Genomic DNA, 13,723 nt, shown 5'->3' on the forward strand with positions numbered 1-13,723 from the left:
AGAGCCGCCTGTCCGTCAGTGGTGAAGCGCGCGCTCCGCCGTCACCTCGCCGGTGCTGAAGGCCGAAACGAGTGGCACGATCTGCCAGAGGGCCGACAGGCCAAACAGGATGTAGATGAGCCGTGTAAGAGCCGAGCCGCCGTGGAAGATCAAGGCGATCACGTCGACGTTGAACAAGCCAAGCATGCCCCAGTTCAGGCCGCCGATGATGACCAGGATGAGGGTAATCAGGTTCAAGGGTTTCATTTGCAGGCTCCACGCATACGCCGCAGGCTCGTCGCGGCGCGCCAGCGCGCCTGATGGGCCGGCGGCAAGCTGGGTTCATCCTTCCGACGGAAGGATAGTCCCATCAAATAGATGGATAACGCCTGCCGTTGCGGCAATGTCGGTAGCGGTCACAGTCGCGTTCTCAACGTTTGAGCGACCAAGATGCCGCATGCCAACCCGGGAGTTGGCGCAGCCGCACCCCCACGGGCGTCGGGGGCGTGGCGATTGTTGTCGCGGCGGCGTAAGCTTTGATGACCAATCCGCTAGATCGGCACCACCTCGGCACGCCTACCAGGAGCAAACGATACCCATGCAAGGCACTTCCCCAGACTATGTCTTCCCGCCCGCGCCCGTCCCGGTGCTGCCGGTGAAGGGCACGGACAGATTTTTTGCCGTGCATCGGGTCTATTGCGTCGGCCGCAACTACGCAGCCCATGCCGTCGAGATGGGCGGCGATCCGGACAAGGAGCCGCCCTTCTTCTTCCAGAAGAACCCGGACAATCTGGTTACCATTGGCGAGTTTCCTTATCCGCCGGCCTCGAGCGACGTGCATCACGAGATCGAGATGGCGGTGGCCCTGAAGGGCGGCGGCAGGGACATACCGGTCGAGCGAGCGCTGGAATGCGTGTTCGGCTATGGCGTCGCGCTGGACATGACACGCCGCGACCTGCAGGCGAGTGCAAAAGAGATGCGCCGGCCCTGGGAAGTCGGCAAGGCATTCGAGGCGTCGGCGCCGTGCTCAGCCCTGGTGGCGGCCAGCGAAATCGGCCATCCATCGCAGGGGGCGATCTGGCTCGACGTCAATGGCGAGCGCAGGCAGACGGGTGACCTCAACCAGATGATCTGGAAAGTGTCTGAGATGATCAGCTATCTGTCCGGCCTGTTCACACTCCAGCCGGGCGACGTCATCCTGTCCGGCACGCCTGCGGGAGTCGGAGCGGTGAAACGCGGCGATCTGCTCTGCGGGAGTATCGACGGGGTCGGCGACCTCGAAGTGCGCGTCATTTGAAGCAGGACGATCCGACCGACGGAAGACGAGCGCAGGCGCCCCCGGCAAAGCCGCCCGCTTTACTCGGCGGCTTCCCTCCGCCGCTTCTCCAGTCGCCATGCCACCTGCGACGCCTCCGAGGCGTTGCAGTAGAGCACGACCTGGCGGCTGCGGCGCGGTCCGCCGACCGCGGCGAAGAAGATCGATTCCTCGACGCGCGGCGCGACGTCCGAGGAGAAGAACCAGCGGTCCGCTTGCGGCGGCGCCAGCACCAGCCGACCCTTGTTATCGCGAAAGAGTTCCACGTCGGGATGGAGGTGGAAGCGGATGGCCACCGCATCGGCTTCCGGAAATCGGCCGCTGCGGGAGATGAATCGGTCGGTCCCTGAAAGCAGGTCGCCCTCATCCGAGAGCCTCAGCGAGCGCTCGTGCCAGAGGCCGAAACGGGCCAGATAAGCGTCGTGGGCCGCCACGAAGCCTTGGCTGCCGGGCTGGTCGAGGCGGTCGCAGCGCACGTTGCGGGGGCCGTCCGTCAAAGGCGCGCCGAGCATGCCGCTGACGCGCGCGGAATGCGTGAAGCGGGCCGACGAGGTGTCGTTCAGACAAGCGGTCGAGTGTGCTGCGGTCGCACGTGCTAGCGGCCGAACCTCGTCGCCGCCAAAGGCGTCAATGCCGGCATTCACCACGAACTGGTGACGTCCCGAGGAGAGCTCGAAGGACAGGCAGCCGGCGTGGGCAGCCTCGGCGATCTCCAGCGGCGGCGGCACTCCGGTATCGGCGATGACCGTGGTGCCGCCGAGCGAAAGCCGCTCGTAGCCCGAGTGAGGCGCGTGCAGGAGCGGCGCTCCGCCAGTCTCGTCATGGCGCAGGATGGCGGCCACGCGCTCATGGATCGTCACCCCCATGCCGTTGAAATGGGCAAGGCTGCCGTCGGCATGGCGGAAGAAGCGAAGCGCCGGAAGCATGCGGTCGACCGCGCCGATGAGCTCGGCCGGCGGTGTCTCGGCCTGGTTGGCATAGGTCTGGCGCAGCGGCAGCAGGTCGGCGAGAAGCTCTATGAGCGCCATCGGATTGCGGGAGACGTGCCCGCCATCCGGAAGGATCTGACGGTCAAGTTCTTCAGCCAAATAACGCGTCGCGCCGCGCAGCGCCGAAGCAGGGGCGGGCAGGGAGAGGGCGGCGTAGGCCAGCGCGATGCGGGCTCGTAGCCGCGCTTCGCCTGCCGGCATTTCGCGGACCACCGAACGCAGATAGCGGATCTGCAGCGCGAGCGACTTCAGGAAGGAGCGGTAGAAGCCGAACTCTGCCCCTTGCAGCACCACTGAGGAATGCTGCAGCCAAGCGATCACGCGCTTGGCAGTGGTGCCCGGGTCCCATGCCGGATCCGAGATGCGGCTGCCGTGGGCGGCGATCCAGTCGGCCAGGAGCGCCCGCGCATTCGCTGCAGCCAGGTCCGTTCCTGCCGCTCGCATGTGGCGTAGCCAGCGGAACCCGTGAAGCGCTCTCAGCCAGCCGCGGTTCCCGACCTCGATGACGAAGGGCGAGCGGCCTGCCGTCTCCACCAGATGACCGGCGAGCGGGAAACGGCCGTGATAGATCTCGATCGCGATCTGGGGGTCTGCCAGACGCAGGTCCGGCGGGGCGATCAGCACGCGCTCCGGCGTGCGGCCGGTATAGCGCCAGCTATAGAACGGTCCGGTGCGCAGGCGGCGGCGTGCCTGGCGCCAGTATTCTCTGGCGACCAGGGCCCAGAGATGCCTGCCGTCGGCTGTCGCTGCCCCCAAAACAATACCCTCCGGTCACGCCGAAGGCTTGTAGATGATTCACGAGTCTCTGCGAAGCGTAGTTCAGCCCCGCCGACGAAGCCGCACCGCGAAGAAGCCGTCCATTCCCGAGAGCGCTGGATCGTCGGAAGCGAAATCGGCCGGCGTCGTGCGCAGCAAACCTTCCGGACTGACGAACTCTGCCGTACCGGGAATCTCGCCTGGCGCGATCCGCTCCAGCTCCATTTCGGGGTGATCGGCGAGGAAGTGCCGGACCAGGTCCTCACCCTCGGCAGGATCGAGCGAGCAGTTCGAGAAGACGATCCGGCCGCCCGGCCGAAGCAGCGCGACCGCGCTGTCGAGAAGCCGGCGCTGCAGGGCGGCGAGTTTTTCGACGTCGGCCGGCGACTTGGTCCACAACACATCCGGGTGGCGTCGTACGGTGCCGGTGGACGAGCAGGGCGCGTCGAGCAGGATCGCATCGAAGTTTTCGGCCGGCCGCCACGCGAGGACGTCCGCCTGAACAACCTCTGCCTCGAGTTGCAGCCGCGCAAGATTCGCCGTGAGCCGTTCGAGACGGCTGCGTGACGTGTCGACCGCCGTCACCTTTGCACCGGCGAAGGCAAGCTGCGCCGTTTTGCCGCCGGGCGCGGCGCAGAGATCGGCCACGCGCACGCCGCTGACCGCGCCGAGCAGGCGGGCCGGCAATGCTGCAGCGGCATCCTGCACCCACCACTCGCCTTCGGCATAACCAGGAAGCTCGGGGACCGCGGAGGGCAGGCGTGCCACCCGCACCGAGCCGGTCGGAAGGACGATGCCGCCAAAGGCTGCGGCCCAGCGCTGCGGGTCGGATTTGACTGTGAAGTCGGTCGGCGGCTCGACCCGATGCGCCGCCAGGATCTGTTCGGTGCGCTCGACATCGTAGGCCTCGCGCAGGCGAGAGACGAACCAGTCGGGCGCATCGGTCACCTTGCCGAGGACGCGCGGCACCGCCTGTTCCTTCTCGCGCGCCAGTCCGCGCAGGACCGCGTTCACCAGCGCCGCGAAACGCGCCGTGCGCGGATCGGATTTGGCGTGGGTGACCGCCAGATCAACGGCGGCGCTGTCCGGCACGTCGAGGAAAAGGATCTGTGCCGCCCCGACATGCAGGATCTGAGACAGCGTCGTCGCGTTTGCAGGAAGAGGCGAATGAAGGCGCTCGGCGATTAGCGCTTCGATGGTGCGGCGATGGCGCAGCGCGCTGGCCAGGATGGCCCGGACCAGGCCGCGGTCACGTACATCGAGGGCGAGAAACTGCGGATGCCCGTGCTCGGCATCGGTCAGCCCGTCGAGCGGCGTCTTGGCGTCGACCACGGCAGCAAGCAGCCGTGCGGCAGTTTTGCGCGAGGCCAGCCCGGCGACCTCAGATGCCGGCGCCTCGCGGGAGTCCGCCCTGTCCGCGCGACGCTTTTCGCCGCGATGGCCATGACGGCCGCTCCCCGACCTCACGACCAGGGACCGCGGCGCGTGCTCGGCCCCGTCGGGTTGCGTCCCCACCGATTGGTCTTCGGGGCCTGCTCTTGCGGCGTCTCGCGCGCAGGCGTGCGGCTGCCCCACGGGCCTTCATTCGGGGTTGCAGAGCCGGTCGCCTGCGTGCGCGGAGCCGCCTGCCCGCCACCGCCAGCAGATGAGAACTCCGGCTCCATGGCCATGAGGGCGGCGATCCGGTTCTCTGTGGCCGGATGGGTGGAGAAAAGATTGTCCATGCGCTCGCCGGAGAGGGGATTGATGATGAAGAGCGGGGCCGTCGCCGGATTGCGTTCGGCATCCGGATTGTGGATCTGCTCGACATTGCGGGCGATCTTGTCAAGGGCGGAGGCGAGCCATCTCGGGTTACCGCAGATTTCGGCGCCGCGCCGGTCGGCCGAATATTCGCGGGTGCGGCTGATCGCCATCTGCACGATCATGGCCGCGATCGGCGCCACGATCACGGCGACCAGCACGCCGACGATGCCCAACGGGTTGTTGTTCTCGCGGTTGCCGCCGAAAAAGAATGCGAAGTTGCCGAGCATGGAAATCGCGCCGGCGATCGTCGCGGTGATCGTCATCGTTAGCGTGTCGCGGTTCTGGACATGGGCCAGTTCGTGCGCCATCACACCGGCAACCTCCTCGTAGCTGAGGCGGTTGAGTAGGCCGGTCGTCGCCGCGACGGCGGCGTTCTGGGGGTTGCGGCCGGTGGCGAAGGCGTTGGGCTGGGGATTGTCGATCAGGTACACCTTCGGCATAGGCAGTTCGGCGCGCTGCGCGAGTTCGCGCACAATGCCATAGAACTCCGGCGCGGCGCGCTCGTCCACCTCCACCGCATGGTTCATCGAGAGCACCATCTTGTCGGCGTTCCAGTAGCTGAAGAGGTTCATGGCGGCGGCGATGAAGAAGGCGATGATCATGCCGCTGGAGCCGCCGATCAGATAGCCGACCCCCATGAACAGCGCCGTCATCACCGCCAGAAGCATTGCGGTCCGCATGATGTTCATCGCATTCAACCTCATACCGGCCAGCGGTCGCATGCCGCCGAAACCTCGCTATATGTTGGAAACATAGAGCCCTCTTTCAATGTTTCTGCAGGAGTCACGGATGCCCGTCAAACCCGAAAAACCGCCGGCGGACGACGCTTCCGACAGCGACGACGCCGCGCGCAAGGAGCTTGCGCCGGCTGCCCGCCGGGCGCTCGAGGAGGCGGCGGCGCGGCGTGTGGAAAGGGAAGCGCGGGTCGGCGCCATGCCACGTGAAGTCGGGGGCCGCGGCGGCGAGGAGCCGGTCCGCTACGGCGACTGGGAAGTGAAGGGGCTCGCGACGGATTTTTAGCCCCATAAACATCGCTCCCTGACGCCGCAGGGGCAGTTGCGGGTTTCATGAGAAAGGAATAAATTCCTTTTCCATGATTCGCTCCCTCTCGATCGCTGGTCTTTGCATCTGGGCCGCATTCAGCCTGTCGCTTTGTGCGTCAGACACGGCTGTAGCAGGGGAGCGCGTGTTCAAGGGGCCGGTCGAGGCGCGGGTGCTCGATGTGCTCGATGGCGACACCTTCGTGGCCGAAGCGCATGTCTGGCCCGATCAGTTCGTCCGCGTCAACGTCCGCATAAGAGGTATCGACACGCCAGAGATGAAAGCGCGCTGCGATGTGGAGCGGGTGGCTGCGCGGCGTGCGCGGGAAGTCCTTGCGCAGTTGCTCGAGCCCGGAACGGTCGCGATCTCCAACATCGGCAGCGCGAAATATTATGGGCGGGTGCTTGCGGACGTGATCACTCCGGACGGGGAACTGCTGGCCGACATTCTCGTCGCGGAGGGGCTGGCCAGACCCTATCAGGGTGGGCATCGAGCCGGCTGGTGCGGATAGCGCGGGACGGGACGCGCCCAATCAAACCGGCCCGGACATGGAAAAGGGCCGCTGCCTCGATGAGACAACGGCCCTTCCGTGCTTTTCGTCCAGCGCGGCCCGTAGCGGCGACCCCTCAGGCCGCCGGCCGCGCGTCATGCGCTTAACGGGAAGGCTGCTCCCCGAAAAGGCAATCCGCCGAGACCAGGCGCTGGGAAACGAAACCACTCGACATCGGATCACCTCCTTTCAATTCGTTGAACACGAGCCATAGAATGGTGGCTCCCCGTGGCGGTTACAAGGCGTGCCGTGAATTCTGCTCCAACGGCAGCGAGCATGCCGTTGGAGACGCCTAGATGATCAGCAACTCGTCGCCCACGAAAACCCGGCCCGGCCTGTCGACGGTGCAGTACACTCCCATGTTGTGGCTGTTGTGACGGACGAGCGTGCGCAGGATCTCGGGATCTTTCTCAAATCCGTCCTGCGCGATGATGGTAAAGCCGCAGCGGCGGCAAGGCTCCGAGACGGTCAGTTCGAGGTCGCCGATGGTCAGTCGCCGGCCGATCCATTCCGTTTCGGGGAACGAGCCCTCTACTGCCGGCAGGCCGACGACAATGTTCGGGCGGAAGCGCCGCGGATCCGCGACGCCCGTCGGATGCAACTGCTTCAGTCGATCCAGGGATGCGGTCGTGAGCAGATGGATCGGAGCCTTTTCGTAGCGCGGCGACAGGGTCTTGCCGGACTCATCGGCACCGAAAGGACGAACCGCAGCAGCAAGGCCGAGAAAGTCGGAAATGACTGCGTCCGCCTCGGCGCCTGGCGCCGAAACCCACGCGCCTCCAGGGACGGCGATCTGGAGGAGCCCAGCCGCGGTGAGCCTCGCCTTGATGCTTGAGACACCCTCCCACTTGGGAACTCCGTAGGGACGGGCCACCTCGTCGCTGCCGGCGTCGACAATACCGAACAGCCTGTCGCCGACGACGCCCTGGGGATCGACCCAGATCTCATCCTGCCTCTCGCCCCCGAACGAACTCACCGGATAGCGCCAGAGCTCGGTCACGCGATGCGGGGCAGTCATCGGCTCTGCGCTTTCTGCAGATGATTGCGTGCCAACTTGGTCGTTCCTCCGTCATGTGGGCGCAAGGTTTGCCTGGCCGACCCCATATTGCCAAGGGGCGGATCCGCGATGGCCATCGTCCAAAGCTTGACAGGGAGGGATGCCCGTTGCACCCCGGCCACCATAAGCGGATGGACGTCTCTGCTGCGGAGCCCGTCGGCTGAAGGAGAGCTGATCAAAATGTCTGCGCTGCGAGAGCTTCTTTCCATCCTCGATCTCGAGATGATCGAGCACAATCTCTACCGCGGCCGCAGTCCGAAGGAGAGCTGGCAGCGCGTGTTCGGCGGCCAGACCATCGCCCAGGCGCTCGTGGCCGCCCAGCGCACGGTGGAGCCCGACCGCCACGTCCATTCCCTCCACGGCTACTTCATGCGCCCCGGCGACACGGCTGCGCCGGTCGTCTACGAGGTCGACCGGATCCGCGACGGCAGCAGCTTCACGACGCGCCGCGTCGTCGCGATCCAGCACGGCCATGCCATCTTCTCGCTGGAAGCCTCTTTCCAGGTCGAGGAGACCGGGCTCGAGCACCAGATCGCGATGCCCTCCGGAGTGCCCGACCCGGATACGCTGAAAGGTCCGGCCGAGATCCTGCGCGACTATGGCGATGCGGTCCCGGAAGGAATCCGCCTCTATTGGTCGCGCGAGCGGCCGCTTGAAATCCGTCCGGTGTTTCTCGACCACTATACCAGCCGGGAGAAGCTGCCGCCGGTCCAGCATGTCTGGATCAGGATTGTTGGACCGGCGCCGGCCGACAGGGCCATGCGAGCGGCCGTGCTTGCCTATCTTTCCGACATGACGCTGCTGGACACTTCGACCTTCGCCCATGGTCGGGCGGTGTTCGACCGCGATATCCAGGCGGCCAGCCTCGATCATGCGATGTGGTTCCATCGCGACGCCGGGCTGGACGACTGGATTCTTTACACGCAGGACAGCCCCTCCGCCCAAGGCGCGCGCGGTTTTACGCGCGGCAGCCTCTATTCCCGACAAGGCCTCCTGATCGCTTCGGTGGCACAGGAAGGACTGATCCGCCTGAAGCGTCCGCCTGCAGAATAGGCAGTTTTCTCAAACAGCCTAACAATTGTGCAAGTGCAATGCTGCGCCTGCTAAGGCGTAGGTCCGCTTGCGCTCAAATTCTCTTTGTTTCCAGACAGTTGATGCTGCAGTGCCGCAACTGGCACGGAGCTTGAATTACCCTTTGCATGCACCGGCTGCCGGAAACGGAAGCCGTCGAGGCATGAAGCGCGGAACACCGCAAGGCGAAGGGTGAAACCTCATGAAGATCGTGATGGCCGTCATCAAGCCATTCAAGCTTGACGAGGTGCGCGAGGCGCTCACCACGGTCGGGGTGCACGGCCTGACCGTCACCGAGGTCAAGGGTTATGGGCGCCAGAAGGGCCACACCGAGATCTACCGTGGCGCCGAATACGCGGTGAGCTTCCTGCCGAAGATCAAGATCGAAGTCGCCATTCCCTCGGACCTCGCCGACAGGGCGGTCGAGGCCATCACGTCTGCAGCCAAGACGGGCCAGATCGGCGACGGCAAGGTGTTCGTCTTCCCGCTCGATCAGGCCGTGAGAATCCGCACCGGCGAAACCGACGCCGACGCCCTTTGACGCGTGCCACCAAATATCATGGAGACCTCAATGACCTTACTTGGAAGACTTGCGCCGGTGGCGCGCACCTCGCTGGGGAGCGCTCTTGCGCTCTGCGCGCTAGGCACTCTCGCGGCGTTGGCCCAGGAAGTCGCGCCCGCGGCCGCGGCTCCCGCCGCCGCTCCCGTCATGGACAAGGGCGACACCGCCTGGATGATGGCATCCAGCGCGCTGGTGCTGTTCATGCTCCTGCCGGGCGTTGCCCTGTTCTATGGCGGCCTGGTGCGCGCCAAGAACGTGCTCTCCGTGCTCATGCAATGCACGACCATCGCCGCCCTCGTCATGGTGATCTGGGTGTTCTGGGGCTACTCCTTCGCCTTTGGCGGCGGCACCAGCCCCTACTGGGGCGGCCTCGGCAAGATCTTCCTGGCGGGGGTGCATAAGGACACCACGGCGGCTACCTTCACGCAGGGCGTGGTCCTCCCGGAATACGTCTTCATCGCCTTCCAGATGACCTTCGCCTGCATCACGCCGGCCCTGATCATCGGCGCTTTCGCCGAGCGCATCAAGTTCACGTCGGTGATCCTGTTCGTGGCGCTCTGGGTGACTTTCGTCTACTTCCCGATCGCGCACATGGTGTGGGATTCGCACGGTCTGCTCTTCGGCTGGGGCGCGCTCGATTTCGCTGGCGGCACCGTCGTCCACATCAACGCCGGCATCGCGGCGCTGGTGGGCGCGCTGATCATCGGCAGGCGCGCCGGCTACGGCAAGGACAACATGGCCCCGCATTCGATGACGCTCACAATGGTGGGCGCCTCGATCCTGTGGGTCGGCTGGTTCGGCTTCAATGCCGGCTCCAACCTTGAGGCCAATGCCGGCGCGGCGCTCGCCATGATCAACACTTTCACCGCCACGGCGGGCGCCATCCTCGCCTGGGTCCTCATCGAGGGTGTGCTCCGCGGCAAGGCATCGATGCTTGGCGCGGCGTCCGGCATGGTCGCCGGCCTGGTCGCCGTCACCCCGGCTGCAGGCTTTGTCGGCCCGGTCGCTGCCATCGTGCTCGGCGCCATCGCCAGTGCGGCGTGCTACTACTTCGTGGCGGTGGTGAAGGTCAAAATGGGTTACGACGACTCGCTGGACGTGTTCGGCGTCCACGGCATCGGCGGCATCATCGGCGCGATCGGCACCGGCATCTTCGCCTCTTCGTCGCTGGGTGGCGTCGGCTACGCAGAGGGTGTCACCATGGGTGGGCAGGTGACGACGCAGATCCTCGCCGTGCTGGTGACCATTGCATGGTGCGGCATCGGCTCCGCGATCCTCTACAAGATCGTCGACGCGCTCATCGGCCTTCGCCCGGCCGAGGAAGCCGAGCGGCAGGGGCTCGACCTCACCTCGCACGGCGAAGTCGCCTATCACGGCTGATATAGCAGCCGCCGCCCGACCATGTCGGGGAGGCCTCTTCTCCCGATTTTTGGCCCGGCCTTTGCGCCGGGTCGATCCTTTGCCCGAAGCACAGGCACCGCCGACATGGCTTTCCACGTGATCGCGGCACGGGTCGACCAAATGTCCTGTTGCCCAAGATCAAAGCCGCTCCGCCCATTCTCCTCTACAATTAAGCAAGCACGCGCCGGCCACTGCCTTCCGAGTGTGACGGCGTGCTTGGCGCTCCTATCGTACGAGGCCATCGCGCGACCTCGTGGTGCAACCGGCACTCGCCTGTTCTTCGGAGCCCGCCAGCATCGACGTCGGCTCCTGCAGGCTTCGTCAGAGGAGGAAACGACCATGAACCTCAAGCGAGCTATTGCCGCTCTCTGGGCCGCCCTTTGCTTCGTTGGTGCACTGACGCTTCTGCCCGGCAATGGCCAGGCTCAGGATATCCAGGTCAAGGGGGCGATGGAGATCCTGCGCTCTATGACGGACGAACTGGGTCCGCCGAAGATAGAGGGGACGGATATGGTGGCGGGCAAGAAGGTGCCCGTCCTGTATTTCGGCTCCACCAAGATGAACAACAACTTCGATGTCGTCGACAAGGTCGTCGAGCAGGCTGGCGGGACTGCCACGATCTTTGTGAAGAGCGGCAACGACTATGTCCGCATCGCCACCAATGTGAAAGCGGCCGACGGTACGCGGGCGATCGGGACCATCCTCGATCCGAAGGGCAAGGCGATCCAGTCCATCAACAAGAACGAAGCTTTCTACGGAGACGTGGTCATCCTCGATAACCCTTACACGGCCGGGTATGAGCCGATACGGGATGGCTCTAACCAGGTGATCGGGATCCTTTATGTGGGCTATATGAAGTAGCGCGCAGACGCCCGCCGCCGCGGGCAAGCGCTAGTGTCCGCCGAGGCATGTTCGGTGCGGACAGCGAAGGACGCCTGCCTGTGCCATAGCCGCCGCGGCGCTCTGACGTATAACCTCATGATACAAACTTCGTGAGGTGCGCCATGCCGTCTGTCGTCGTTCGTCCGCTGCAACAGGCCGATCATGCCGATTGGCGGCGGCTGTGGACCGCCTATCTCGCCTTCTACAACACGGTCCTGCCGGAGGAGGTCTATGCCTCAACCTGGCAGCGGCTGTTCACGGACGGTGAATTTGAGCCAAAGGGGTTTATCGCCATGCTGGAGGGCAGGGCAGTCGGGCTCACCCATTATCTCTACCACCGCTCCTGCTGGGCCAAGGAGGACAACTGCTACCTGCAGGACCTCTTTGCCGATCCGGAGGTGCGGGGCAGGGGCGTGGGCGCGGCACTGATCAAGGCGGTGCAGGATGCCGCCGCGGAGAAAGGCGTCACCAACGTCTATTGGATGACGCACGAGACGAACGAGACGGCACGGAAGCTTTATGATCGCGTCGCGCGGCGCACGGGATTCATTGAGTATGATCTGCTCTGATTGACGACCATTCATGCGTCGAGTTCCCTGAGGTGGGACACCACTTAGCAAGTGCCTATATTGCGGTCAGGCGAGAGGTCGCGCAGGAGAAGCAAAGCATGGACAGCAAGGTCTATCCCGTCACCCGAACCGACGCCGAGTGGCGCGCCATGCTCACGCCTGAGCAGTACCAGGTTATGCGCCACCACGGTACGGAGCGCCCGGGCAGTTGCGCGCTGCTCCACGAGAGGCGGGCCGGCACCTTCAGATGCGCGGGCTGCGACCAGCCGCTGTTCGAATCGAAGCTGAAGTTCGAGAGCGGCACCGGCTGGCCGAGCTTCAACGATCCGGTTCCGGGCTCGGTCGAGACGACCGTGGATCGGAGTTACGGCATGGTGCGGACCGAGGTGCATTGTTCGCGCTGCGGCAGCCATCTTGGCCATGTCTTCGAGGACGGCCCGCCGCCGACCCACCTGCGCTACTGCATTAACGGCGTGGCGCTGAATTTCGAGCCGGCCTGACGGCCTGTTTCAGAGCAGCAGCGCAGCCAAGAGCCACAGCAGGGCGGCCGCCTGATAAGCGACGGCGGTCGCCCAGGGCTTTTGCTCGGCCGTGCGCCAGACGGCGAAGGCAAGGAACAGATTGTAGGGCACGGGCGCGAAGTGCACGATAAGTGTCGCCCAAAGCGGTGCTTGCGCGGCGAGGAGCGCCAGGGCTGCAAGCGTGGTCGCTGCGTTAAGCGCGGTGCCGACCAGAAGCAGGTCGCGCCAGAACAGACGCTCGATCGGCACCCGACCATTCCAGCGCGAGGCGAAGAAGCCGTGGCGGCTGCGCTCGGAAGAATCGTGATCATCATCGGCGCGGCGCTGCATCTCCCGATCCGCCGCGCCCATCCTTCGGGCTATCAGCCGACGTTCACGTCGCGGCCCACCGAGCGGATCGTCACAGAGAATCCGGCCAGCAGATCGACCAGAGCGGCCACCATCAGCGTGAAGAAGACAGGATGGGCGGCCCCGCGCACCAGTAGGAACTCGACCAGAAAGGCGACGAACACGAAGGTCGAAAGCAGATGGTCGACGATCGACGCATTGGACGACCGGGTCGACTTCAACATCTCGGCAAACAGAAGCACCAGGGAAAGCACGATCAGGAGATCGCCGACCGACATGGTCCAGACGCCGCCAGACATCATGTAGACCGAGAAAAGTTCGGCCGAGAAGGGGTCTTCCGCCGTTCCGCCGAACAGGCCGGCAAGACCCAGATTAAAGAGCAGGAATGGAACGATCAGCAGGGGAAACATGCCGAGCATGTGCAGTCTCCGGAACGAGTGGCGCCGGTCTTTACATTCAGGGTGTGTTGAGATTCAGGTCAGGCCGAGGCGAAAATGGTGATGGTACGTGAGCATCGGAAGCGACGCAGAAAAGCACCAGTTGCGGCCGTCCCCACCTCAAACTCAACCGCAGTCAGGCGCTGATGGCGCGAGTCTGACGCAAAAAGACCGGCGCGAGGCCGGTCTCAAGTCATGTGAAAGCCGGGCGAGCCTCAGCTCTCCTTGGGCTCCAGCACCTGCCGGCCGCGATACATACCGGTCTTCAGGTCGATGTGGTGCGGGCGGCGCATTTCGCCGGAGTTCTTGTCCTCGACATAGGTCGGGGCCTTGATCGCGTCGGCGGACCGGCGCATGCCGCGTCTGGACGGCGAGGTCTTTCGTTTTGGCACAGCCATGGAAGTGCTCCATTCCTTCGGTCAATGGACCCGGCTGCTCAGGC

At 64.9% G+C, this 13,723-nt stretch carries 17 protein-coding genes; 9 read left to right on the forward strand and 8 right to left on the reverse strand.

Going from position 1 to position 13,723, the window contains the following annotated elements:
* Positions 1-15: 15 nt before the first annotated feature.
* Complete coding sequence (locus HUI96_RS04500) at positions 16-246, reverse strand: DUF378 domain-containing protein (RefSeq protein ID WP_188253449.1); 231 nt, start codon at positions 244-246, stop codon at positions 16-18.
* A 331-nt stretch (positions 247-577) separates the two neighbouring features.
* On the opposite strand from HUI96_RS04500, the gene HUI96_RS04505 reads away from it, so the two are divergent.
* Positions 578-1,276 (forward strand): fumarylacetoacetate hydrolase family protein, encoded by a 699-nt coding sequence (locus tag HUI96_RS04505; RefSeq protein ID WP_188253450.1) that lies wholly within the window; start codon positions 578-580, stop codon positions 1,274-1,276.
* 59 nt (positions 1,277-1,335) lie between these two features.
* On the opposite strand, the gene HUI96_RS04510 is transcribed toward HUI96_RS04505, so the two are convergent.
* The 3 genes from HUI96_RS04510 to htpX form a co-directional block, all read right to left on the reverse strand.
* Positions 1,336-3,039: a heparinase II/III family protein gene (locus tag HUI96_RS04510; RefSeq protein WP_188253451.1), complete on the reverse strand. Its 1,704-nt coding sequence runs from the start codon at positions 3,037-3,039 to the stop codon at positions 1,336-1,338.
* A gap of 63 nt (positions 3,040-3,102) precedes the next feature.
* Entirely contained in the window at positions 3,103-4,512 is a 1,410-nt protein-coding gene (locus HUI96_RS04515; protein ID WP_210320050.1) for an RsmB/NOP family class I SAM-dependent RNA methyltransferase, read from the reverse strand.
* Entirely contained in the window at positions 4,503-5,531 is a 1,029-nt protein-coding gene (gene htpX / locus HUI96_RS04520; RefSeq protein WP_188253452.1) for a zinc metalloprotease HtpX, read from the reverse strand. Before htpX ends, HUI96_RS04515 begins: the two co-directional genes overlap by 10 nt.
* 100 nt (positions 5,532-5,631) lie before the next feature.
* On the opposite strand from htpX, the gene HUI96_RS04525 reads away from it, so the two are divergent.
* The gene (locus tag HUI96_RS04525; RefSeq protein WP_188253453.1) at positions 5,632-5,862 is read left to right on the forward strand and encodes a DUF1674 domain-containing protein; all 231 of its coding nucleotides are present in this window, start codon (positions 5,632-5,634) and stop codon (positions 5,860-5,862) included.
* 73 nt (positions 5,863-5,935) lie between these two features.
* Positions 5,936-6,394, forward strand: a complete 459-nt coding sequence (locus HUI96_RS04530; RefSeq protein WP_188253454.1) for a thermonuclease family protein — start codon at positions 5,936-5,938, stop codon at positions 6,392-6,394.
* 331 nt (positions 6,395-6,725) lie between these two features.
* Here the strand turns inward: HUI96_RS04530 and HUI96_RS04535 are convergent, their stop codons facing one another.
* Complete coding sequence (locus HUI96_RS04535) at positions 6,726-7,451, reverse strand: MOSC domain-containing protein (protein WP_188253455.1); 726 nt, start codon at positions 7,449-7,451, stop codon at positions 6,726-6,728.
* 219 nt (positions 7,452-7,670) lie between these two features.
* Between HUI96_RS04535 and HUI96_RS04540 the strand changes: the two genes are divergently transcribed.
* From HUI96_RS04540 to msrB, 6 genes are all read left to right on the forward strand, one after another.
* A complete protein-coding gene (locus HUI96_RS04540) occupies positions 7,671-8,543 on the forward strand; it encodes an acyl-CoA thioesterase (RefSeq protein WP_188253456.1) in 873 nt (290 codons plus the stop codon).
* A 220-nt stretch (positions 8,544-8,763) separates the two neighbouring features.
* The gene (locus HUI96_RS04545) at positions 8,764-9,102 is read left to right on the forward strand and encodes a P-II family nitrogen regulator (protein WP_188253457.1); all 339 of its coding nucleotides are present in this window, start codon (positions 8,764-8,766) and stop codon (positions 9,100-9,102) included.
* 30 nt (positions 9,103-9,132) lie between these two features.
* Entirely contained in the window at positions 9,133-10,503 is a 1,371-nt protein-coding gene (locus HUI96_RS04550) for an ammonium transporter (protein ID WP_188253458.1), read from the forward strand.
* A gap of 360 nt (positions 10,504-10,863) precedes the next feature.
* The gene (locus tag HUI96_RS04555; protein ID WP_188253459.1) at positions 10,864-11,385 is read left to right on the forward strand and encodes a Cache 3/Cache 2 fusion domain-containing protein; all 522 of its coding nucleotides are present in this window, start codon (positions 10,864-10,866) and stop codon (positions 11,383-11,385) included.
* Positions 11,386-11,528: 143 nt separating this feature from the next.
* The gene (locus HUI96_RS04560) at positions 11,529-11,975 is read left to right on the forward strand and encodes a GNAT family N-acetyltransferase (protein ID WP_188253460.1); all 447 of its coding nucleotides are present in this window, start codon (positions 11,529-11,531) and stop codon (positions 11,973-11,975) included.
* 98 nt (positions 11,976-12,073) lie between these two features.
* Positions 12,074-12,475 (forward strand): peptide-methionine (R)-S-oxide reductase MsrB, encoded by a 402-nt coding sequence (gene msrB / locus HUI96_RS04565; RefSeq protein WP_188253461.1) that lies wholly within the window; start codon positions 12,074-12,076, stop codon positions 12,473-12,475.
* Positions 12,476-12,484: 9 nt separating this feature from the next.
* Here the strand turns inward: msrB and HUI96_RS04570 are convergent, their stop codons facing one another.
* The 3 genes from HUI96_RS04570 to rpmF all read right to left on the reverse strand — a co-directional run bounded on the left by HUI96_RS04570 (position 12,485) and on the right by rpmF (position 13,679).
* Positions 12,485-12,826, reverse strand: coding sequence for a hypothetical protein (locus tag HUI96_RS04570; protein ID WP_188253462.1), 342 nt, complete (start codon positions 12,824-12,826; stop codon positions 12,485-12,487).
* 32 nt (positions 12,827-12,858) lie between these two features.
* Positions 12,859-13,263: a hypothetical protein gene (locus tag HUI96_RS04575; RefSeq protein ID WP_188253463.1), complete on the reverse strand. Its 405-nt coding sequence runs from the start codon at positions 13,261-13,263 to the stop codon at positions 12,859-12,861.
* A gap of 233 nt (positions 13,264-13,496) precedes the next feature.
* The gene (gene rpmF, locus HUI96_RS04580; protein ID WP_188253464.1) at positions 13,497-13,679 is read right to left on the reverse strand and encodes a 50S ribosomal protein L32; all 183 of its coding nucleotides are present in this window, start codon (positions 13,677-13,679) and stop codon (positions 13,497-13,499) included.
* Between the last annotated feature and the right edge of the window lie 44 nt (positions 13,680-13,723).

Source organism: Pseudaminobacter soli (ex Zhang et al. 2022) (assembly GCF_014595955.1).
In the GTDB taxonomy this organism is placed as follows: domain Bacteria; phylum Pseudomonadota; class Alphaproteobacteria; order Rhizobiales; family Rhizobiaceae; genus Kumtagia; species Kumtagia pseudosoli.